This window comes from Streptomyces sp. NBC_01283 (assembly GCF_041435335.1).
Taxonomy (GTDB): Bacteria; Actinomycetota; Actinomycetes; order Streptomycetales; family Streptomycetaceae; genus Streptomyces.
In genome coordinates, this window is sequence record NZ_CP108430.1 from 1,266,444 (window position 1) to 1,288,238 (window position 21,795).

Consider the following 21,795-nt stretch of genomic DNA (forward strand, 5'->3'; position numbering starts at 1 on the left):
CCGGGCCAGGATGTGGCAATACCCACACCTCTCAGCGTTTCTGTTGTGCGAACTCTCCTTGGAAACCGATGCTCTCGTACGTAAGGATCAGCGCCATGGATCTGCTGAACACGCTGGTGGACAAGGGGCTTCGGCGCGAGCTGCCGACCCGTGAAGAGGCGCTGGCCGTGCTGGCCACCTCCGACGACGAGCTTCTCGACGTGGTGGCCGCCGCCGGGAAGGTACGGCGGCAGTGGTTCGGGCGCCGGGTGAAACTCAACTATCTGGTCAATCTGAAGTCGGGCCTCTGCCCGGAGGACTGCTCGTACTGTTCGCAGCGTCTGGGCTCGACGGCCGGCATCCTCAAGTACACCTGGCTGAAGCCCGACGAGGCCTCGCAGGCGGCGGCCGCCGGAGTGGCCGGCGGCGCCAAGCGGGTCTGTCTGGTCGCCAGCGGGCGCGGTCCGACCGACCGCGACGTCGACCGGGTCTCGCAGACCATCGAGGCGATCAAGGAGCAGAACGAGGACGTCGAGGTGTGCGCGTGCCTCGGGCTGCTCTCCGCGGGCCAGGCGGACAAACTGCGCACGGCGGGCGCGGACGCGTACAACCACAACCTCAATACGTCCGAGGGGACGTACGGCGAGATCACCACGACCCACACCTACGCCGACCGCGTGGACACCGTGCAGCAGGCGCAGGCCGCGGGTCTCTCCGCCTGTTCGGGCCTGATCGCGGGCATGGGCGAGAAGGATGACGACCTGGTGGACGTCGTCTTCGCGCTGCGCGACCTCGACCCCGACTCGGTGCCGGTCAACTTCCTGATCCCCTTCGAGGGCACACCGCTGGCCAAGGAGTGGAACCTCACCCCGCAGCGCTGCCTGCGCATCCTCGCGATGGTCCGCTTCGTCTGCCCCGACGTGGAGGTCCGCATCGCGGGCGGCCGCGAGGTGCACCTGCGCACGATGCAGCCCCTGGCGCTGCACCTCGCCAACTCGATCTTCCTGGGCGACTATCTGACCAGTGAGGGCCAGGCCGGCAAGACCGACCTGGAGATGATCGCGGACGCCGGTTTCGAGGTCGAGGGCACGGACACGGTGACGCTGCCGGAGCACCGTGCGGACGCGATCGCGGCTGCCGGGTGCGGGTCGCACGGCGAGGGCGGGGGCGGCTGCGGGCCGTGCGGTTCCGCGGAGCCCGAGCCGGTCGAAGCGGCCGCCTCAGAGGAGACGTCCGAGACGTCCGATGCGCGCACGGACCTGGTGGCGGTACGCCGCCGGGGCGCGGGAACGGATCTGGCGCCCAATGCCTGATTTCTCCGTGCCCGAACTGCTCGACCTGGACCGACGCCACGTATGGCATCCGTACGGCCCCATGCCCGGCCGCCAGGAGCCCCTGGTCGTCGAGGCGGCGAGCGGCGTGCGGCTCCGGCTCGCGGGCGGTGGCGGCGAGTTGGTCGACGGCATGTCGTCCTGGTGGTCGGCGATCCACGGCTACAACCACCCCGTGCTCAACGACGCGGTGCGCGGCCAGCTCGACCGGATGAGCCACGTCATGTTCGGCGGGCTCACCCATGAGCCCGCCGTGCGCCTGGCCAAACGCCTGGTCGACATAACCCCGGACGGCCTCGAACACGTCTTCCTCGCGGACTCCGGTTCGGTGTCGGTCGAGGTCGCGGTCAAGATGTGCCTGCAGCACTGGCGCTCCCTGGGCCGCCCGGAAAAGCGGCGGATGCTGACCTGGCGCGGCGGCTACCACGGGGACACCTGGCAGCCCATGTCGGTGTGCGACCCCAAGGGCGGCATGCACGAGCTGTGGCAGGGGGCGCTGCCCCAGCAGGTGTTCGCGGACGCGCCGCCCGCGGGCTTCGAGGCGTACGACGACGCCTACGCCGATCATCTGCGCGAGGTGATCGGACGCCACGCCCACGAGCTGGCCGGTGTGATCGTGGAGCCGGTGGTGCAGGGGGCGGGTGGTATGCGGTTCCACTCCCCCGCCTATCTGCGGGTGCTGCGGGAGGCCTGCGACGAGCACGACGTCCTGCTCGTGTTCGACGAGATCGCCACGGGGTTCGGCCGCACGGGCGCGCTGTTCGGCGCGGACCACGCGGGTGTCACGCCCGATGTGATGTGCCTGGGCAAGTCGCTGACCGGCGGTTATCTGACGCTGGCGGCGACGCTGTGCACGGCGCGGGTCGCGGACGGCATCTCACAGGGCGAGGTGCCGGTCCTGGCCCACGGCCCGACGTTCATGGGCAATCCGCTGGCCACCGCGGTGGCCTCCGCCTCGATCGAGCTGCTGCTCGGACAGGACTGGCAGACCGAGGTCAAGCGGATCGAGACGGGTCTGCGCGGCACGCTGGCCGAGGCGGCCGGCCTGCCGGGCGTCCGGGACGTACGGGTGCTCGGCGCGATCGGTGTCGTACAGCTGGACCACGCCGTGGACATGGAGGCGGCCACCCGCGCCGCGACGCGCGAGGGGGTGTGGGTGCGGCCGTTCCGCGACCTCATCTACACGATGCCGCCGTTCATCACGAGCGACGACGACGTGGCACGGATCGGACGCGCGGTGTGCGCGGCGGCGAAGGAGGGCTGAGATGACGGTCATCGTGGTGTCCGGGACGGGCACCGAGATCGGCAAGACGGTGACGACGGCCGCCGTGGCCGCCCTGGCGCTGGCCGCCGGGCGCAGTGTCGCCATGCTCAAGCCCGCGCAGACCGGGGTGGCCCCTGGTGAGCCGGGCGACGCGGAGGAGGTGACGCGGCTCGCGGGCGACGAGATCACGACGCTCGAACTCGCCCGCTTTCCGGAGCCGTTGGCTCCGAATACCGCCGCTCGGCGGGCGGGCATGGCGCAGGTCCGCCCCCATGAAGTGGCCGAGGCGGCGGCGAAGTTGGCGGTCGACCACGACCTGGTCCTGATCGAGGGCGCGGGCGGGCTGCTCGTCCAGTACGACGACGAGGGCGCCACCCTCGCCGACGCGGCGCGGCTCCTCTCGGCCCCGGTCCTGGTGGTCGCGACCGCGGGTCTCGGCACGCTGAACACGACGACCCTCACCACGGAGGCACTGCGGGCCCGCGGCCTGGCCCCGCTGGGCGTGACGGTCGGCAGCTGGCCCGCCACCCCCGACCTGGCATCCCGCTGCAACCTGGCGGACCTGCCCCACTCCGCGGGCACCCCGCTCCTCGGCGCGCTGCCGGAGGGCGCAGGATCCCTCCCTCGCACCGCCTTCCGTACCGGTGCGGCCACGTGGCTGGGACCGGAGCTGGGCGGCACGTGGGACGCCCGGGCATTCACGGCTCAGGAGGCACCACCCGCCCCCTGAACCACCGGCGGCGCCGCCACGCCCCGCGTTCCGGCGCCGCCACGGTCCTCGCAGCTCTCCGCGTGGGGGAAACCGGGTGTGCCGGGGCACCATTGCGGTATCCGTTGCGCCGAGGAGGGCCCATGTCACCTCGTTTCGCCAAGGCCGTGTCACGGGACGCGGTGCACCATCCCGTTTTCGCCCGGTTCTACGCACGGCAGAGCGTGGCCGCCGAGCGCGTCATCGCCACGTACCGCAAGGAGCTGCTAGCCGGGCTCTCCGGTCGGGTGATCGAGGTCGGTGCGGGGAACGGGCTGAACTTCGCGCACTATCCGGCGGCCGTCGCCGAGGTCGTGGCCATCGAACCGGAGCGCATCCTGCGCCAGTTCGCCGCGGACGCGGCCGTGCGGGCCGACGTACCGGTCGACGTGGTGCCCGGCGCCGCCGAGGCCCTGCCCGTCAAGAGCGAGGCCTTCGACGGCGCCGTGGCCTCGCTGGTCCTGTGCAGCGTGCGCGACGTGCCCCGTGCCCTCGGCGAGCTGCGGCGCGTCCTGCGGCCGGGCGGCGAGCTGCGGTTCTTCGAGCACGGCGTAGCCGGGGGTGCGGCGATGGCGGCCACGCAGCGCGCCCTGGACCGCACGGTCTGGCCCCTGCTCTTCGGCGGCTGTCACGTCGCGCGGAACCCCCTGGATGCCCTGCGCGCCGCCGGCTTCGAGATCGGCCCGTACCGGAAGCTGCTGGTGCCCCCGAAGGGCCCGCGGCTGCCCTCCTCCTACTGCGTGCTGGGCAGCGCCCGGCGGCCGGAGACCGACTGACACGGCCGGGCGCGAGCCGAACCGAGCTGCGCCGAACCGAGCTGCGCCGACGGGCCCGGCGTCAGATCACCTGCGTGAGGTTGACCGCGTTGCCGTCCGGGTCCTTGATGTGCGCGACGCGCTGCCCCCACGGCATGTCGTTGGCGGGCCCGAGCGCCTCACCACCGAGGGAATCCACCCGCTCCAGGAGGTCGTCCACGGCCTGCACCGCCACGCTCAGGAGAATGCGCTGGGGCGAGTCCAGGGGCACGCTCGTGTCCGAGACCACGCCGAGCTCCGAGTCCCCGATGCGCAGGTCCACGAAGAACGCGGGCCCCTCCTCCGGGGTCCTGGACACCTCCACGGCCCCGAGGAGTTCCTGGTAGAAGCGCAGCAGACGGTCGAGATCCGGGGTGATGATCATCGGCTGGATGGCGGCAGGCATGGGCGTCCTCCTGAAGTGCGGCTCTCTCCCGCCGAACCTATCCTCGCCGCATGATCAATGGCGCACACCTCATCATCTACAGCAACGACGCCGAGGCCGACCGGGCCTTCTTCCGCGACGTACTGGAGTACCCCCACGTGGACGCGGGCGGCGGCTGGCTGATCTTCAAGCTGCCGCCGACGGAAGCCGCCGTCCATCCCACGCCGGGCCCGGAGTCGCACGAGCTCTATCTGATGTGCGACGACGTGGAGGACACGGTCGCGCAACTGGCCTCCAGGGGCGTGGAGTTCACCGCGCCGGTCACCGACGCCGGCTGGGGCCTGCTCACCCGCTTCAAGCTGCCCGGCGGCGGCGAGGTCGGCCTGTACGAGCCGCGCCACCCGCGGGCCACCGATCTGTGAGAGCCCCCCGGGGTGGGCCCGCGGCTACAGGCTCCACTTCCGCAGCTCGTCCGCGATGGCCCGCACGCTCGCCCCGTCCTCCTTCACCAGGCGCGCCAGCTCACGCACCTGCTCGGGCGAGGTGACGACCTTCATGCCGCTGGCGACCAGATAGGCGTAGGCGACGGACGAGGCGAAGAGGGCGTTCGAGCGTTCCAGCGCCGGGATGTGCAGGAGGACCTGGAGCAGGGCCGCGGCCCGGTCGTGCGGGCTCTCGTAGACGGGCACGCCGAAGATCTCCGCCTCGTGCCGGCTGACGGCGGCCACGAGGGCACCCCAGTCGGTGACCTGCGGGTCTCCGGGCGTCTTGTGTTCGGCGATCATCAACAGCCAGGCAAGATCGATTCTGAGGTTCAAGGGCTTAACGACGACCCTCGCGCTCAGCACCGAACTCTTCGGCGAAGACGGATTCGTACTGCTTCATGAAGTCGGCGGCGGCCTCGACGAACGTGTGGCCGATCTCGCCTGCGTCCTGTTTGACCAGTTCCTCGATGTAGCGGTTCACGCTCATGCCGCGGGCGAGCGCGCGCTCGCGGGCGGCCCGGGCGGTGTCCTCGTCCACCCGCACGTTCAACTGGGTCTTCGCCATTCCCTCAAGCTAGCGCCGGGGCGCTAGCCCCGGCAAGAGGGCACGGGAGGGCGCAGAGGCGCACACGAGGCGCCGGTCCAGTGCCCCTTACATACGTCTCCGGTTCACGACCTTGGAGGGATACCGGCACCCGTCCCCACCCTCTACTCTCGGCAGGATTACGGGAGTTGGAGCGGCTACGACCCAGGAGGCGGCCTTGTCCACACCTGCTTCGACATCGGCCACGGGCCTTGCGGAACCCGCCGGGGTCGCCGCACGGGCACGCGGTCTGACCAAGGCGTACGGCTCCGGCGAGACCGCCGTGCTCGCCCTCGACGCGGTCGACGTGGACATCGCACGCGGCCGTTTCACCGCGGTCATGGGCCCGTCCGGCTCGGGGAAGTCCACGCTCATGCATCTGCTCGCCGGACTCGACACGGTCTCCGCGGGACAGGTGTGGCTCGGCGACACCGAGATCACCGGGCTCAGGGAACGGGAGCTGACGCAGCTGCGGCGGGACCGCATCGGATTCATGTTCCAGTCCTTCAACCTCATCCCCACCCTGAACGCCCTAGAGAACATCACGCTGCCGATGGACATCGCGGGCCAGCACCCCGACCGCGAGTGGCTGGACCACGTCATCGGGACGCTCGGCCTGCGCGACCGCCTCAAGCACCGGCCCGCCGAGCTCTCCGGCGGCCAGCAGCAGCGCGTGGCGTGCGCGCGTGCGCTCGCCTCGCGCCCCGAACTGATCTTCGCGGACGAACCGACCGGCAACCTCGACTCGCGCGCGGGCCTCGAAGTGCTCGGCTTCCTGCGCGAGGCCGTCGACAAGCTGGAGCAGACCGTCGTGATGGTGACCCACGATCCCGGCGCCGCCGCCCATGCCGACCTGGTGCTCTTCCTGGCGGACGGCCGCATCGTCGACACGATGCCGCGCCCGTCGGCGGAGTCGGTCCTGGAACGTCTCAAGCAGTTCGAAGTGATCCAAATGGTGCCCCAGGAAAGCCGTCCCGAACAGGAGAGCCGTCCCGAAAACGACGGCGGTCAGCACGCCGACAGCTCGCCGGACCGGGACTGAGGCGGCCCGCGGCCATGCTGAAGGCGACGCTCAGGAGCTTCCTCGCGCACAAGGGCCGACTGCTGCTCTCCGCACTCGCCGTGATCCTCTCGGTGGCGTTCGTAGCGGGCAGCCTCATCTTCTCGGACACGGTGGCCCGCACCTTCGACCGGCTCTTCGCCTCGACGTCCGCCGATGTGACCGTCGAGCCGAAGGAGAACCTCGACGAGGCGGTGCCCTCGGGGCAGACACCGACGGTCCCGGCGAAGCTCGCCGACCGTGTCGCCGAGGTCGACGGGGTCGCCAGGACCCGTGTCGACGCGGCCGTCGAGAACATCACGGTCGTCGACAGCGACAACGACCCGGTGGGCTCCACCACCGGCGCCCCCACCATCGCCACCAACTGGCAGGTCACCGACCGCAGCCCCGTCGAACTCACCTCGGGGCACGCTCCTCGCGGCAGCCACCAGGCGCTGCTCGACGCGGACACGGCCGACAAGAAGGACATCGAGATCGGCGACACCCTCACGGTGCTCGCCGCGCCCGGCTCGTTCAAGGTCAGGGTCGTCGGCATCGTCACCTTCACCACCACCAACCCCGGTGCCGCCCTGGTCTTCCTGGACACCGCCACCGCCCAGCGCGAACTCCTCGGCGACAAGGACGCGGCGACGGGCATCTCGGCGGACGCCGCCCCCGGCGTGAGCGACACCGAGCTCAAGCGCCGTATCGGCGCCGAACTGGGTTCGGGCTACGACCTCAAGACCGCGGACGAGCAGGCCGAATCGGCGGCATCCAAACTGGGCGGTTTCCTGGACGTCATCAAGTACGTGATGCTCGGCTTCGCCGGGATCGCCGTCCTGGTCGGCATCTTCCTGATCGTCAACACCTTCTCGATGCTGATCGCGCAGCGCACCCGCGAGCTGGGCCTGCTGCGTGCGCTCGGCGCCGACCGCAGGCAGGTCCGCCGTTCCGTGCTGACCGAGGCGGTACTGCTCGGCGTGGTCGGTTCGACGGTCGGTCTCGCGGCGGGGATCGGGCTCGCGGCCGGACTCATCGAGCTGATGGGCCTGTTCGGGATGAACCTGAAGTCCACCGAGATGGTCATCGGGTGGGGAACACCCGTCGTCTCGTACGTCGTCGGGGTCGGCGTCACGTTCGTCGCGGCGTATCTCCCGGCACGCCGGGCCGCGCAGGTCTCGCCGATGGCGGCACTCGCCGACGCGGAGATCGCGGGCGTGGGACGGCCGTTGAAGATCCGCGCGGTGGCCGGCGCGGTCGTCGCGGCGGCGGGCGCCGCCGCGCTCGTGGGCTGTGCCACCGCCGAGAAGACCTCATCGGCGGCGTCCCTGCTCGGTCTCGGGCTCGTCCTCACCCTGATCGCCACCGTCGTCGCGGGACCGCTCCTCGTCCGCCCGGTGATCCGGGTGCTCGGCGGCGCGTTCCCCGCCCTGTTCGGCTCGGTCGGCCGGATGAGCCAGCGCAACGCGCTGCGCAATCCACGCCGTACGGGTGCCACGGCCGCCGCGCTGATGGTGGGCCTCGCCCTGGTGTGCGGCATGTCCGTGGCGAGCGCGTCGATGACCAAGTCGTTCGACGAGCAGATCGACAAGACGCTGGGCGCCGACTTCGTCGTACAGAACAGCAACTTCATGCCCTTCTCGCAGGAGATCACCGAGAAGGTGCGGGACACCGAGGGCGCCGGGCTCGTCGTGCGCCAGCGGTTCGCTCCCGTCAAGGTGTCCATGCCGGACGGCAAGAACGTGGAGACGACCGCGGCGGGCTACGACCCGCGCCTCGACGACGTCGCCCGCGTCACGTACACCGACGGCGGCACCGCCCGGGCGCTCGCGCCCGGAAGCATCGCCATGCAGCGGGACTTCGCGCGGGACCACAAGGCGCGGATGGGCTCCAGGCTGCCCGTGGAGTTCCCCGGCGGGCGCAAGACGGAGCTGACGGTGCGCGCGCTCACCGACCAGCCGGGAGCCGAGGGGTTCGGCGTCGAGGGCGGGATCTTCTTCGGCATGAAGACCGTCGAGAAGTACGTGCCGGGCGGCCAGGACTCCGCGCTGTACGTCAACGCGGCATCGGGCACGGACACGGACACACTGCGCGACCGGCTCGAGAAGACGCTCGACCCGTATCCGCAGGTACAGGTCCGCGACCAGGCCGACTACAAGGACCTGATCCGCCAGCAGATCGCCGTGATGCTCTATCTCGTCTACGCGCTGCTCGGCCTCGCGATCATCATCGCGGTCCTCGGCGTGGTCAACACCCTTGCCCTGTCGGTCGTGGAGCGCACCCGCGAGATCGGTCTGCTGCGCGCCATCGGGCTCGGCAGGCGGCAGTTGCGCCGGATGATCCGCCTGGAGTCGGTGGTGATCGCGGTGTTCGGGGCGCTGCTCGGACTCGCACTCGGCCTGGTGTGGGGCGTCTCGGCACAGCAAGTCCTTGCCCTGCAGGGCATGACGGCGTTCGCGGTCCCCTGGACGACGGTGATCGCGGTGCTGACCGGCTCGGTGGTCGTCGGTCTGGCGGCGGCCCTGCTGCCCGCGCTGCGCGCATCACGCATGAATGTGCTCGCGGCCATCGCGCACGAGTGAGCCACATGAGTGAGCCAATAGCCCGGCCGCGCGTGCGGCCGGGCCTGGCGGATTGCTTGGCGAGCTACTTGGCGAGCTACTTGGCGGCGAATCCGAACATCATGATCGTCTTCTTGTCGTCGGAGTACTGGCCGAGCAGATCGGAGCTGAGGAACAGCTTGTTGCGGTGGAAGCGCAGTTCGGAGATCAGGGGCGGCAGCGCGGTCGGCCGGGTGCCGGCGTCGAGGAGCACCGTCTCCTTCTTCAGGTCCCTGCCGTCGAGGGAGACGACCTGGGCGTACGGGCCGCTCTTGTAGACGAGTACGTTCCCGCCGTCCATGCGGATCGGGAAGATGGGGGAGCTGTCGCCCGCCTCCACCCTCTCCCCCGTGGTCTTTCCGGTGGCCAGGGAGAAGACGACGATGTCGTTCGTCGACGAGTACTCCTTCGCCCCGTCGCGCTGCTCGGTGGGGACGTAGAGCTTGTCGTTGCCCGCCACGATGCCCCGGCAGTCCTGGACGATGGACACGGTGCCGCACTCGTGCAGGTACTTGTCGTCCGGCAGCGCGATCCTCGTGCGCCGCTCGCCCTTCTCGTCGATGGAGAAGACGTCCGTGGCGCCGGACGAGCTGATCTCACCGGAGTCGAGAGCGAGAACCACCGGCTTGGTGGAGACCACGCTGGGGCTGCGGACGCCCGCGGGCAGCTTGTGGGTCCACTTCGACTTTCCCGTGGTGGGGTCGAGGAGCTGGACCTGGAATCGCTCCGATCCGTAGTCACCGCAGGAGCGGACCGCCAGGAGCCGCTCGCCGCCGCCGTACCCGACGTCGCGGCACTTGTCCCCCTGCTTCGGCTCCCACCGCACATCGCCGCTGCGCAGGTCGAAAGCCGCGCCACCGTAGAGGCCTCCGACGGCGACCGTGTCACCGGTGATGGTGACCTGGTTGAACGCCGTCTTCTTCTTCTGGTAGCCGATGGTGATCGACTTGGTCCAGAGCTTCTTGCCGGTGTCCACGTCGAAGGCGGTGACCTCGGTGCACGCGTCCTTGAAGCCCCTGTCGTCATGCACTTTCGCCCCCGTGACGACAACGGCGATGTTGCCCTTGCCGACATCCGGGGAGCCCGCGCAGGACTCCCCCGGCTTCGGCAGGCGCCAGAGCCCCTTCCCCGACGTGGCATCGACGCCGACGATCGCCTCGACCGAGGCCTTCGCGTACACCTTGTCGGTGAGCCAGGACCCCTGCGCCTTCCAAGTGGTCTCCCCCTTCGGCAACTTGGGCTGGAGGGCCTTGGTCGTGAAGAAGGCCTTGGGGGCCTTCGGTGCCGTCTCCTTCGGCTTCTCGTACTTGGGTGCCGCATTGTCGCCGCCCGGCTTGGCCGCGGTCTTGTCCTTCGAGCCGCCGCCCGCCGAAGTGGCATACCAGACGCCGCCGCCGACGATCAGGGCGATCGCGGTGACGACGGAGACGACGATCGCGGTGCGGCGGCCGGGCCGTCCGCCTCCGCCCGGTGATCGCGCGGGCCCCGGTATCGGCTGGTAGACCTGGTGAGGGCCGAAGCCGTCCGGCGGCGGGGCGGCAGGCGGGCCGAAGCCCGGTGCCTGCCCTTGCCGGGGCGGTCCGAAGGCGCCTTGTGGAGGTGGACCGAAGGCTCCCTGCTGCGGGGGCATCGGGCCCTGGGGGTGCTGGGGGTGCTGCTCAGGGGGTGGCGGGGGCTGCGTCATCGTGACTCCACTGCTGGTGAGGGTGGGGGTGGGGATGTCTGCTGCTCGACCGGGGCCTCACCGGGCGAAGGAGAGCATGCGGGCGCTGCCTTCCTCCCCCTTGCCGCCGTGCGCCTTGCCTTCCAGGCGCGTCGGGGTCACGAAGAACCGCCCGTCGGCGTACAGGGTGTTGCCCGCGAGCATCCCGGATTCCATCTCCTGGGCCGACGAGGTGTGCCGCAGCAGCACGTCGGGCTTGCCACCCTTGGGGCCGAACCGCACGGTCTGACCGCTCTTGCCGTCCTGCGCGAACGCGTAGGAGATCAGTCCGGGCCGGTCGCCCCCGGTCACCGCGACCGGCGTGATCTGCCGCCCGCCCCCGACCGAGCCGGTCCACTTCGACTTCCCCGTACGGAGGTCGAAGGCGACGATCTTGTTGGGCCCGAGGATGCCGTCCTTGGGCTCGCTCGCCAGATAAAGGGTGTCCGCGCCGACGGCGGCACCCGGACAGTTCTGCATGCCCTCGCCGGAGTCACCCGCCCCGGCACACATCGAGAAGACGTCCGGGCCCTTGTCGAGGCGGATCCAGGAGCGCTGCTTCCCCTTGTCGTCGACGGCGACGGCCGCCCACTCGTCCATCTCGTCACGGTTCTGGACGACGATCACGGCGGGGTCCACGGAGTAGACCTTCCGGATGTTCCAGCCCTTCTTCGTCCGGTAGCTCCACTTGACGTCACCGGTGCGGGGATCGAGCTTCTTGAGGCGGCCGTGCGTGCTGGGGCTGCCCGGCTGGCAGCCCTCCACCTGGAGCAGCTGCGAGCCGCCCGCGACGCCGTCCAGGGAGCAGCCGCCCTTGCGCTCCCGCTCGGTGGTGAACAGCCGCTTGCCGTCGCCGATCCGGTAGCCGCGCATGGTGGCGCTCTGGTCGACCATCACGGTGCTGCCCGTGATGGAGACGTGCGTCATGCTCGTGTCGTCCCAGAAACCGCCGTCGACGAGCTCCTTGTGCCAGCCCTTCTCGCCGGTCTTCAGGTCGATCATCCGCAGCTGGTCGCACTCCGTGTTCCGCTCGGACTTCCGCTTCGTGTACACGACGACGACCTTGCCGTCCGGTGTGGGGTTCACAGGGGTGTCGCAGACCGTGCCGGGCAGCGGCACCGACCAGGCCTTGGAGCCGTCGGCGGTCCGGTACCCGGTGACCTCGTCGTACTCGGCCTGCGCCACGATCCCGTCCACGTGCCAGAGGTCGAGGAGCTGTGCGCCCTTGCCCGGCAGCTTGATGTCGTTCATCGCGACCCAGGCCTTGGCCTCGCCCGGTTTGCGCCCCGCGTTGACGTCGATCACGGCGCCCGACCCCTCGTCCTTCCCGTCGGCGTCGGGGCCGGCGTCCTGCCCGGGACCGGCCGACTCCCGCCCGCCGTCCGGCGATTGACGTGTCTGCCCGGCCACGGGCCGACGGGAACCGCTCCCGTCCCCGTCTCCGTCTGCTTGTGTGACGGCGTAGAGACCCACACCGATCAGGACCAGGGCGACGGCGCCGGCACCTAGGGCGTAGCGGAGCTTTCGCGGGGTGCCGGCCGGGGGCGCCGGCTGGACGTAGGGGTTGCCGGGCACGGGCTGATGCACCGGCTCGGACTCACGATTGACCATGACCGAGATTCTGGACCAAGGAGCACCCTATCTAGAGACATTTTCTAGAAAAAGTTTTTAACGCAGGTTTCCGTTCCGCGCCGGACGGCACCAGCAGGACCGGCAGAAATCGCTGGCCGGACAGGCGGCGGGCCTGCTTACATCTCTCCATGAGTGATCTCCGCATCCGCTGCGCGACCCCTTCGGACATCGACCCCGTCCTGCGATTCTGGCGCGATGCCGCGGAAGGGACGAGCATCAGCGACGACCAGGACGGGGTGGCGCGCCTCGTCGCCCGCGACCCCGAGGCCCTGCTGCTCGCCGAGCGCGACGGCCTCCTCGTCGGCACCGCGATAGCCGGCTTCGACGGCTGGCGCTGCCACCTCTACCGCCTCGCCGTGCACCCGGACCACCGCCGCCAGGGCATCGGCTCGGCGCTGCTCGCCGCGGCGGAGGAGCGTTTCGTGGGCCTGGGCGGGCGTCGCGGCGACGCCATGGTCCTCAACCGCAACGAGCAGGCCCATCACACATGGCATGCCGCGGGCTACGCGCCCCAGCCGCAGTGGAGCCGCTGGGTGAAGCACCTCACCGCCTGAGCGGCCGGACCGCGGGTACCCGTGTCCGGTCCGCCCGAGTGGGCTTTGCTGATCCTTTAAAATGGACGGACCACTCGGCCCTCTACGAAAGGTGTGAGCGTCCGCCCATGGGCGAGCCTCCCAGTACCCGACATCGCGCATTCCCCCGCCTCCTGTCCGATCATGGGACGGAGGTGACCCGATGACCGAAGTGCTCCTGCTCCTTGTGGCGGTGCTGCTGTCGCTGGCCTGTGGTGTCTTCGTCGCGGCCGAGTTCTCCCTCACGACGGTCGAGCGCAGCGAGCTCGAGCGCGCCGCCGAACGCGGCGAGCGCGGTGCCGCCGGCGCCCTCAAGGCCGTCAAGAACCTCACGTTCCAGCTCTCCGGGGCCCAGCTGGGCATCACCGTCACCAACCTGGTCGTCGGCATGCTCTCCGAGGCCTCCATCGCCAAGCTGATCTCGGGCCCGCTGCGTGCCCTGGGCATCCCCGCATCGGCGGCCTCCTCGATCGCCCTCGTCATCGGCACGGCTCTGTCGACGGTCTTCCTGATGGTCGTCGGTGAGCTGGTCCCCAAGAACTGGGCGATCTCGTCGCCGCTGGCCGTCGCCAAACGGGTGGCGACCCCGCAGCGCTGGTTCAGCGCCCTGTTCCGCCCCTTCATCGCGCACCTGAACAACACCGCCAACCGCTCCGTACGCCGCTTCGGCATCCAGCCCACCGAGGAGCTGGCCTCCGCCCGCAGCCCCAAGGAGCTGGTGGCACTCGCCCGGCACTCCGCCAAGGAGGGCGCCCTGGAGGCGGACACCGCCGAGCTGTTCGTCCGCACCCTGAACCTGGCCGACCTCTCCGCGGAGAACGTGATGACGCCGCGGGTCCAGGTCATGGCCCTCGACGTGATGGCCACCTGCGAGGACGTCGCGAACGCCACCCGGGCGACGGGCCTGTCCCGCTTCCCCGTCTACCGTGGCAACCTCGACTCGGTCGTCGGCGTCGCGCACATCAAGGACGTCCTCGCCATCCCGGCCGAGCGCCGGGCCCGCTACCCCGTCGCCGAGCTGATGCGCGAGCCGCTCCTCGTACCGGAGTCGCTGACCGTCGACCGCCTGCTCGACCGGCTCTCCGGCAAGCGCACGATGGCCGTGGTCATCGACGAGTACGGCGGCACGGCCGGCGTGGCGACCCTGGAGGACATCGTCGAGGAGGTCGTCGGCGAGGTACGGGACGAGCACGACCCGCACGAGACGCCCGACATCGCCTCGGACGGCACGGACGACGACGGCCGGACGCGGTACTCCGCCGACGGCTCGGCCCGCACCGACCAGCTGGCCCGCGTCGGCCTGCGCGCGCCGGACGGGCCGTACGAGACGCTCGCCGGACTCGTCGCGACCGAGCTCGGCCGTATCCCTGCCGAGGGCGACAGCCTGGAGGTGGGCGGCTGGCGGCTCGACGTCGTGGACGCCCGCGGCCGCCGCGCGGCCCGCGTCCTGCTGCACGCGCCCCTGCACGACGACCACCAGGAGGAGGAGCGATGACCGTCATCCAGTTGCTGATCGGCCTTGCGACCCTCGTCGTCAACGCCTTCTTCGTGGGCGCCGAGTTCGCCCTCATCTCCGTACGCAGGAGCCAGATCGAGCCGTACGCCGAGGACGACGACCGGCGTGCCAAGAGCGTGCTGTGGGGCCTGCAGCACGTCTCGGCGCTACTGGCCGCAGCGCAGCTCGGCATCACGCTGTGCACGCTGGTGCTCGGCATCGTCGCCGAGCCCGCGATCGCGCACATCCTGGAGCCGATTTTCGACGGTGTCGGGGTGCCGCACGGTCTGGTCCACCCGATCTCGTTCGTCATCGCCCTGGCGGTCGCGACGTATCTGCACATGCTGCTCGGCGAGATGGTCCCCAAGAACATCTCGCTGGCCGAGCCGGTGCGCACGGCTCTGCTGCTCGGTCCGCCGCTGGTCGCGATCGCACGGGCGCTGCGCCCGGTCATCTTCGCGATCAACGCGTTCGCCAACGGCCTCCTGAAGCTGCTCAGGGTCGAGGCGAAGGACGAGGTGAGCGCGTCCTTCTCGGACGACGAACTCGCCCGGATGGTCAAGGACTCCGGTGACGCGGGCCTGCTCGACGACCGCGCCCAGGAGCGGCTGCACGACGCCCTTGAGCTGGGCCGTCGTCCCGTCAGGGATGTGGTGCTGCCGCTGGAGAGCGTGGTCTACGCCCGCGTGGGCGTGACGCCCGAGGAGCTGGAGCGGCTTTCGGCGGAGTCGGGTTTCTCGCGCTTCCCCGTCGTGGACGACGGCCGTCGCATCGTCGGCTATCTCCACGTCAAGGACGCGCTCGACCGGATGCCGCGCGATCTGCCGTTCCGGGTGCCGGACATGCGCAAGATCGCCCAGGTCCGTGAGGCCACGCCGCTGGACGACGTGCTGACCGCGATGCGCGGCAGCCGCACGCACGTGGCGGCGGTGCTCGGCTCGGACGGCAGGCTGGCCGGCATGGTCACGATGGAGGACGTACTCAGGGAGCTGTTCGGTCAGCCCGTCTGAGGCCCGGCCGAAGCGCTCTGAAGCGAGGGGGATGCGCACCGTGAGTCAACTCGTCCTGCGCGACGTGTCGTACGGCTATCCCGAGCGGCCCGTGCTCGAACGGATCTCCCTCTCGGTGCGCCCCGGCGAGAAGGCGTGCGTCATCGGTGAGAACGGCTCGGGCAAGTCGACGCTGCTGCGCCTGATGGCCGGCGAGTTCGCGCCCGCCGACGGTGAGGTGGCCGTCGTCTCGGACGGCGGCACCGGCCATCTCGCGCAGACCCTGCGGCTTCCGCCGCACGCCACCGTGCAGGACGCGGTGGACGACGCGCTCGCCGAACTGCGGGACCTGGAGCGGCGGATCCGGCAGGCGGAGGACTCACTCGGCGCGGCGGGACCCGACGGACTCGCCGCGTACGGGGATCTCATCGCCGCCTTCGAGGCACGTGACGGCTACCGCGCCGACGCGCGCCTCGACGCGGCGCTGCACGGTCTGGGCGTCCCGCATCTGGACCGTGCGCGGACCCTGGGATCGCTGTCCGGGGGCGAGGCGGCACGCCTCGCGCTCGCGTGCGTCCTGGCCCCGCGGCCCGAGCTGCTCCTCCTGGACGAGCCGACGAACCACCTGGACGACCAGGCGCTCGGCTGGCTGGAGGAGCGGCTGCGCGCGCACCGGGGCACGGTCGTGGCCGTCACCCACGACCGGGTCTTCCTGGACCGGGTCGCCGAGGTGATCGTCGAGGTCGACGGCGACCGCAGGTCCGTGGCCCGCTTCGGCGGCGGCTGGCACGGCTACCTGGAGCAGCGGGCCACGGCCCGGCGCCGCTGGGAGGAGCGCTACCGCGAGTGGAGCGATGAGGTCGCGCGCCAGGAGCGGCTCGCCGATGGCGGCTCCGACCGGCTCTCGGGGGGCTGGCGGATGAGCGAGAGCCCTCGTTTCGCGGGCCATCAGCGGTCGGTGGAGGGCCAGCTCTCCGGGATCGTGCGCAACGCCCGCGAGCGGCTGCGCAGGCTGCGGGCGCAGCCGGTGCCGCGCCCGCCCGACCCCTTGCACTTCACGGCCGGTGACGGCCTGGCGGGCGGCGACCATCCCTTCGTACGCCCGGTCGCGCTGACGGATGTCGTGGTGAGCGAGCGCCTGGCGGTCGACCGGCTGATCCTCGATCCGGGCTCGCGCACACTGGTGACCGGGGTGAACGGCGCGGGCAAGTCGACGCTGCTCGCCGTCCTTGCCGGAGCGCTCGCCCCGGACCGGGGCGAGGTCCAACTCCCGGCCCGCATCGGATACTTGCCGCAGGAAGTCCAGTACATCGCCGACGAGGACACGGCGAGGCCGCTGCTCGACGCCTTCGCGGCGGGGCTCGCCGGGCCGCCCGACGACCACGCGGAGGCACTCCTGTCGCTCGGCCTGTTCCGCGAGGAGGACCTGACCGTGCCGGTGAAGGGCCTCTCCGTCGGTCAGCGCCGCCGCCTGGCGCTCGCCCGCCTGGTGACCCGCCCGGCCGACCTGCTCCTGCTCGACGAACCGACGAACCACCTCTCCCCTGCCCTGGTCGAGGAACTCGACGAGGCACTGGCGGAATACCGGGGCACGCTGATCGTGGTCTCCCACGACCGGCGGCTGCGGGAACGGTTCCGGGGCCGGCGCCTCTCGGTCACGTCCGGCCGGGTGGCCGGGCCCTAGGGTGTGGCCTGCCCGTGCCGGGCGGTCGGCGTTTCCGTGATGCCGGGGCCGTGTGCTCCGACGTTCGCGGCGCCGACCGCCGTGAGTACGGCGAGCAGCGTTGCCATTCCCGCGGTGGCGAGCGCCGCCTTCCAGTCGACGTCCAGGAGGGTGGTCGCCCCGGCGACCAGGACGGCGGCGAGCGACTGCGCGAAGGTACGGAGCGCACGCTCCGCGGTGGCCTTCCAGAATCCAGCGGTCCACATGTCTGGCCCACCCTCTCGTGGTTGACGGGTCAACCCTTGGCATACCGCTGTTGTGTGCCGATGCCCAGAAGGTCGACGGGCCTGTCAGAGATTTCGCCGGTGGACTCGCGCAGGGAGATGCGCAGTTCGCCTTCGAGGACCAGGAAGAACTCGTCGGTGTCGTCATGGACGTGCCAGAGGTGGTCGCCCTCGACCGTGGCCACGCGTACGTCGTAGTCGTTGACGCGGGTGACGATGCGGGGGCTCCACAGGGCGTCGAAGGAGGCCAGGGCCTTGCTCAGGGCGATCGGTTCGCTCGGTAGGGCCAGCTCGGCACCACGCCCCTGGCCTGGCTCACCGGCGAGCGCCTCGCGCTGGCCTGGTGGTTGATCGAGCGGGGCGTGGCGCCCTTCGATGCGGTCGCCCGGCGCAGCGGTCTCGGCACCACCGCCAACCTGCGGGCCCTGATGCGCCGCGCCACGGGGCTCACCCCGTCGGCGTACCGGTGCCGGTTCGGTCCCGCGCCACCGCTTTCGCGTCGTTCTTGAACGCCCACTCCATGTCGGGTTCCATCGCGAACCGGAAGAGGCGCTGCACCGGTGGCGTACAGAGAACGGTGATGAGGGCCGCGGCGCCGAGGGTGACGGTGATCTCGCCGAGCGGGGTGTGCAGCCAGTCGAGTTCGTACCAGTCCCAGAAGCGGGAGCCCTTGGCGACGAAGCCGTGCAGCAGATAGCCGTAGAGCGTGCCCGCGCCGAGCACGGTGAACCAGAGCCTGCGGCCGGGCACCCAGGCGAAGAAGCACGCGACGAGGATCGCCGAGCAGCCGAACATCCCGAGCGTCATCACGGCCCCGGACCAGCCGGGCGCGGCCAGCTCCTGCGCGCTGTCCCGGCGATAGAACCAGGCGGCGTTCATGCGCGGCGCCGCCCAGTACGCGAACAGCAGGGCTGCCGCGAAGACGGGCAGCGCCAGGATGCGGGCCTCCCTGCGACGCACGATCCGGAAGTGCTCGGGCTTCAGGCACAGGCCGAGGACGAAGAACGGCAGGAACTGCAGCACCCGTTGCAGGTCCAGGTCGTCGCCGATGTCCGGCGAGACCGAGGCGAGCACCGCGATGGCGAGCGCGATCGGCAGGGGCCGGCGGACCAGCTTCCACAGCGGGGTCGTCAGGCGCCAGACGAAGAGCGCGACCAGGAACCAGGTGAGGTACCAGGGGTCGAGCAGACTGATCGGGTATGCCGGGTCGTCGCCCGCGTAACGCTTGAAGAAGGTGTACGCCACCTCGAAGATGACGTACGGCACGGCGATGCCCGTCACCAGGCGCTTGAGCCGGCCCGGGCTCGCGTCGAAACTCCGCGAGAAATAGCCGGAGATGACGATGAACGCCGGCATGTGGAAGGTGTAGACGGTGATGTAGAGCGCGGCCGCCGCCCGGCTGTCGCCGCGCAGCGGCTCCCAGGCGTGGCCCATCGCGACCAGGACGATCGCCAGGTACTTGGCGTTGTCGAAGAACGAGTCCCGGCGTTTGACCGGAGGCTCCGGCGCCACGGTGGTGGGTGCCGGAGCCTGCGGAGAGGCACTGCGCGCGGCGGGCAGCGGCGCGCGCAGTGCTCCGGTCCGGTCCATCGAGCGGACCGGCTCACTCACGGGACCTCCCGGGGGAACCCGGGCCCGCGGTCTCGCGTCTTGCGTTGAATGCGGGTGCTACACCTGTGTAGAACATCACGGGCACCCTAGCCACCGAAGCCCCCGCGCGTACAGTCGCGCCACCTGTGAATCAGCCGAGTGTCGCCGGTGAGGGTCCGACCAGCTCGGACAGGACGTCCTCCATGGTGACGAAGCCGAGCACCGTGCCGCTCGCGCCGGTGACCGCGGCCAGATGGCTGTCCGCGGCCCGCAGCGCGGTGAGGGTGTCGTCGAGCGGCGTGTCGATGTGCACCCGCGTGACCACGTGGAACGCGCCGCGCGGGAAGGGCCGGTCCCGTTCGGCGATGCCGAGCGTGTCCTTGATGTGGAGGTAGCCCAGAAGGGTGCCGTCGGGTCCGGTGACCGGGAAGCGGGAGAAGCCCGCGTCCGCTGCCACCCGCTCCAGACGCGCCGGGGTGACCGTGTGGTCGACGGTGCGCATCTTGGCGGCGGGTACGAGGATCTCGCCGACCGGACGGGTGCCGAGCTCCAGCGCGTCGCGCAGCCGCTCGCCGTCGGCCGCCGAGAGGAGCCCGGCCGCGCTGGAGTCGACGACCATGCGCGCGAGCTGGTCGTCGGTGTAGACGGACTCGACCTCGTTCTTCGGTTCGACCCTGAGCAGCTTGAGGAGGGTGTTGGCGAAGGCGTTGATGCCGAAGACGAACGGCTTGAGCGCGCGGGTGAGCGCCACCAGCGGCGGGCCGAGCAGCAGGGCGGTCCGGGCGGGCGCGGCGAGCGCGATGTTCTTGGGGACCATCTCGCCGATCAGCATGTGCAGATACGTCGCCACGGTCAGGGCGATGACGAAGGCGATCGGGTGCACCAGGGCGTGCGGGATGTGGACCGCCTCGAAGCCGGGCTCCAGGAGGTGCGCGATGGCGGGTTCCGCGACCGCGCCGAGCACCAGCGAGGAGACGGTGATGCCGAGTTGGGCGGTGGCCATCATCGCGGAGATGTGCTGCAGGCCCCACAGGGTGACGCGGGCGCGCTTGTCGCCTGCCTGGGCGCGGGGTTCGATCTGGCTGCGGCGCACGGAGATGAGGGCGAACTCGGCGCCGACGAAGAACGCGTTGGTGAGCAGGGTCAGGGCCCCGATGACGAGTTGCAGGGTGGTCATCGCGCCTCCTCCACGGCCTGGCGGGGCACGTGGAGTGCCGGTTCGGTGATGCGGATCCGGTCGGCGCGGTGGTGCTCGACCGTCAGGACCGCCAGTTGCCAGCCGTCGAGGTCGAGGGCGTCGCCCTCGGCCGGGATGCGGGAGAGCCGGGTGGCGATCAGTCCGGCCACGGTTTCGTACGGGCCTTCCGGCGCGGCGAGTCCTATCGCCGCGAGCTGGTCGATGCGGACGCCGCCGTCGGCCTCCCACGCGGTGCGGCCGTCGGGGGCCGTCCGCGAGGGCAGCAGGTCGGGGACCTCGACGGGGTCGTGCTCGTCGCGGACCTCGCCCACGACCTCCTCGACGATGTCCTCCACCGTCGCCACACCCGCCGTGCCGCCGTACTCGTCGATGACCACGGCCATCGTGCGGGTCTCCCGCATCCGCTCCAGGAGCCGGTCCGCGGGCAGGCTGTCGGGCACCAGCAGGGGCTCGGTGGCGAGATCGGTGACCGGCGTGAGCTGCCGCTTCGCCGGGTCGAGGGCGAGCACGTCGCGGATGTGGACGGTGCCGATGACCTCGTCCAGGCTGTCGCGGAAGACGGGGAAGCGGGACAGGCCCGTGGCGTGCGTCAGGTTCGCGGCGTCGGCCGCGGTGGCGTGCGCCTCCAGGGCCCGTACGTCCACCCGCGGGGTCATCACGTTCTCCGCGGTCAGCTCGCTCAGGTGCAGGGTGCGGACGAACAGTTCGGCGGAGTCCGCCTCCAGGGCGCCCTCGGCGGCCGAGCGCCGGGCGAGGGCGACCAGTTCCTCGGGGGTGCGCGCGGAGGCGAGCTCCTCGGCGGGCTCCAGGCCGAAGCGGCGTACGACGTGGTTCGCGGTGTTGTTCAGGTGCCGGATGAACGGGCCGAAGGCGGCGGTAAAGCCGCGCTGCGGTGCCGCCACCACCTTGGCGACGGCCAGCGGCCGGGAGATCGCCCAGTTCTTCGGCACCAGCTCGCCGACGACCATCAGGACCACGGTGGAGAGGACCACACCGAGCAGGGTGGCCACGGTCGGGGCGGCGCCGCCGAGACCGGCCGCTTCCAGAGGTCCGCGCAGGAGCGCCGCGAGGGACGGTTCGGCGAGCATGCCGATCACCAGCGACGTGACGGTGATGCCGAGCTGAGCCCCGGAGAGCTGGAAGGTCAGCCGCCGGACCGCCTTCAGGGCGCTTTCGGCGCCCCGCTCCCCCGCGGCGGCGGCGCGCTCCAGGTCACCGCGCTCGACGGTGGTCAGGGAGAACTCGGCCGCCACGAAGAGCGCGCAGGCGAGCGTGAGGAGCAGGGCGAGCAGCAGGAGCAGGATCTCGGTCACCGTGCCACCCCCGTTCCCTCGCGCTCGGACAGCGGGCGGGACGTGACACGGTTCGTACTGGGAGGCTCACCCATTGCGGGTCCGTGGCTCCTTCTCGTACTCGTACGTGGTGTCGTACGAGGGCGGTGGCGTGGAAGCGGTAGGGCTTC

Annotated in this window: 19 protein-coding genes and 3 pseudogenes; 12 read left to right on the forward strand and 10 right to left on the reverse strand. The window is 70.9% G+C overall.

What is annotated here, in order from left to right:
• The first annotated feature begins 95 nt into the window (after positions 1–95).
• The 4 genes from bioB to OG302_RS06000 all read left to right on the forward strand — a co-directional run bounded on the left by bioB (position 96) and on the right by OG302_RS06000 (position 4,098).
• Positions 96–1,292, forward strand: a complete 1,197-nt coding sequence (bioB, locus tag OG302_RS05985) for a biotin synthase BioB (protein ID WP_371525767.1) — start codon at positions 96–98, stop codon at positions 1,290–1,292.
• A complete protein-coding gene (locus OG302_RS05990) occupies positions 1,285–2,574 on the forward strand; it encodes an adenosylmethionine--8-amino-7-oxononanoate transaminase (RefSeq protein WP_371525768.1) in 1,290 nt (429 codons plus the stop codon). Before bioB ends, OG302_RS05990 begins: the two co-directional genes overlap by 8 nt.
• Position 2,575: 1 nt before the next feature.
• On the forward strand, positions 2,576–3,304 hold the full coding sequence (bioD, locus tag OG302_RS05995) for a dethiobiotin synthase (RefSeq protein WP_371525769.1): 729 nt from the start codon (positions 2,576–2,578) through the stop codon (positions 3,302–3,304).
• Positions 3,305–3,426: 122 nt separating this feature from the next.
• Complete coding sequence (locus OG302_RS06000; RefSeq protein WP_371525770.1) at positions 3,427–4,098, forward strand: class I SAM-dependent methyltransferase; 672 nt, start codon at positions 3,427–3,429, stop codon at positions 4,096–4,098.
• Positions 4,099–4,159: 61 nt separating this feature from the next.
• Here the strand turns inward: OG302_RS06000 and OG302_RS06005 are convergent, their stop codons facing one another.
• Positions 4,160–4,522, reverse strand: coding sequence for a VOC family protein (locus OG302_RS06005; protein WP_361831398.1), 363 nt, complete (start codon positions 4,520–4,522; stop codon positions 4,160–4,162).
• A gap of 50 nt (positions 4,523–4,572) precedes the next feature.
• Here OG302_RS06005 and OG302_RS06010 point away from each other — a divergent pair, with 50 nt between their 5' ends.
• Positions 4,573–4,923 carry a VOC family protein gene (locus OG302_RS06010; RefSeq protein WP_371525771.1) on the forward strand — a complete coding sequence of 117 codons (351 nt, stop codon included), beginning with the start codon at positions 4,573–4,575 and terminating at the stop codon, positions 4,921–4,923.
• Positions 4,924–4,947: 24 nt separating this feature from the next.
• Here OG302_RS06010 and OG302_RS06015 read toward each other — a convergent pair whose 3' ends face one another.
• Both OG302_RS06015 and OG302_RS06020 read right to left on the reverse strand, forming a co-directional pair.
• Positions 4,948–5,319 (reverse strand): fic family toxin-antitoxin system, toxin component, encoded by a 372-nt coding sequence (locus OG302_RS06015; RefSeq protein WP_361831402.1) that lies wholly within the window; start codon positions 5,317–5,319, stop codon positions 4,948–4,950.
• Positions 5,320–5,323: 4 nt separating this feature from the next.
• Entirely contained in the window at positions 5,324–5,551 is a 228-nt protein-coding gene (locus OG302_RS06020) for an antitoxin (protein ID WP_371525772.1), read from the reverse strand.
• Between the two features lie 196 nt (positions 5,552–5,747).
• Here OG302_RS06020 and OG302_RS06025 point away from each other — a divergent pair, with 196 nt between their 5' ends.
• Together OG302_RS06025 and OG302_RS06030 are read left to right on the forward strand one after the other, a co-directional pair.
• A complete protein-coding gene (locus OG302_RS06025) occupies positions 5,748–6,611 on the forward strand; it encodes an ABC transporter ATP-binding protein (protein ID WP_371525773.1) in 864 nt (287 codons plus the stop codon).
• 14 nt (positions 6,612–6,625) lie between these two features.
• A complete protein-coding gene (locus tag OG302_RS06030) occupies positions 6,626–9,190 on the forward strand; it encodes an ABC transporter permease (protein WP_371525774.1) in 2,565 nt (854 codons plus the stop codon).
• Positions 9,191–9,266: 76 nt separating this feature from the next.
• Here OG302_RS06030 and OG302_RS06035 read toward each other — a convergent pair whose 3' ends face one another.
• Entirely contained in the window at positions 9,267–10,892 is a 1,626-nt protein-coding gene (locus tag OG302_RS06035) for a PQQ-binding-like beta-propeller repeat protein (protein WP_371525775.1), read from the reverse strand.
• Between the two features lie 57 nt (positions 10,893–10,949).
• Entirely contained in the window at positions 10,950–12,521 is a 1,572-nt protein-coding gene (locus OG302_RS06040) for a PQQ-binding-like beta-propeller repeat protein (RefSeq protein ID WP_371525776.1), read from the reverse strand.
• Between the two features lie 83 nt (positions 12,522–12,604).
• Here OG302_RS06040 and OG302_RS06045 point away from each other — a divergent pair.
• The 4 genes and pseudogenes from OG302_RS06045 to OG302_RS06060 all read left to right on the forward strand — a co-directional run.
• Positions 12,605–13,096, forward strand: a pseudogene (locus tag OG302_RS06045) (GNAT family N-acetyltransferase); the annotation flags it as partial.
• Between the two features lie 181 nt (positions 13,097–13,277).
• A complete protein-coding gene (locus tag OG302_RS06050) occupies positions 13,278–14,609 on the forward strand; it encodes a hemolysin family protein (RefSeq protein WP_371525777.1) in 1,332 nt (443 codons plus the stop codon).
• Complete coding sequence (locus OG302_RS06055; RefSeq protein WP_371525778.1) at positions 14,606–15,619, forward strand: hemolysin family protein; 1,014 nt, start codon at positions 14,606–14,608, stop codon at positions 15,617–15,619. The genes OG302_RS06050 and OG302_RS06055 overlap by 4 nt, the downstream gene beginning before the upstream one ends.
• A gap of 31 nt (positions 15,620–15,650) precedes the next feature.
• Positions 15,651–17,282 (forward strand): ABC-F family ATP-binding cassette domain-containing protein, encoded by a 1,632-nt coding sequence (locus OG302_RS06060; protein WP_371525779.1) that lies wholly within the window; start codon positions 15,651–15,653, stop codon positions 17,280–17,282.
• Here the strand turns inward: OG302_RS06060 and OG302_RS06065 are convergent.
• Positions 17,279–17,527, reverse strand: coding sequence for a holin (locus OG302_RS06065; RefSeq protein ID WP_371525780.1), 249 nt, complete (start codon positions 17,525–17,527; stop codon positions 17,279–17,281). The genes OG302_RS06060 and OG302_RS06065 overlap by 4 nt on opposite strands.
• Positions 17,528–17,619: 92 nt before the next feature.
• Positions 17,620–17,835: pseudogene (locus tag OG302_RS06070) on the reverse strand (cupin); the annotation flags it as partial.
• On the opposite strand from OG302_RS06070, the pseudogene OG302_RS06075 reads away from it, so the two are divergent.
• Positions 17,833–18,054: pseudogene (locus OG302_RS06075) on the forward strand (helix-turn-helix domain-containing protein); the annotation flags it as partial. The pseudogenes OG302_RS06070 and OG302_RS06075 sit on opposite strands and share 3 nt — an antisense overlap.
• On the opposite strand, the gene OG302_RS06080 reads toward OG302_RS06075, so the two are convergent.
• From OG302_RS06080 to OG302_RS06090, 3 genes are all read right to left on the reverse strand, one after another.
• Positions 17,993–19,135: an acyltransferase family protein gene (locus OG302_RS06080; RefSeq protein WP_371750025.1), complete on the reverse strand. Its 1,143-nt coding sequence runs from the start codon at positions 19,133–19,135 to the stop codon at positions 17,993–17,995. The pseudogene OG302_RS06075 and the gene OG302_RS06080 overlap by 62 nt on opposite strands.
• A gap of 151 nt (positions 19,136–19,286) precedes the next feature.
• Positions 19,287–20,312, reverse strand: a complete 1,026-nt coding sequence (locus OG302_RS06085; protein WP_371525781.1) for a hemolysin family protein — start codon at positions 20,310–20,312, stop codon at positions 19,287–19,289.
• Entirely contained in the window at positions 20,309–21,646 is a 1,338-nt protein-coding gene (locus tag OG302_RS06090) for a hemolysin family protein (protein ID WP_371525782.1), read from the reverse strand. The genes OG302_RS06085 and OG302_RS06090 overlap by 4 nt, the downstream gene beginning before the upstream one ends.
• Positions 21,647–21,795: the final 149 nt, after the last annotated feature.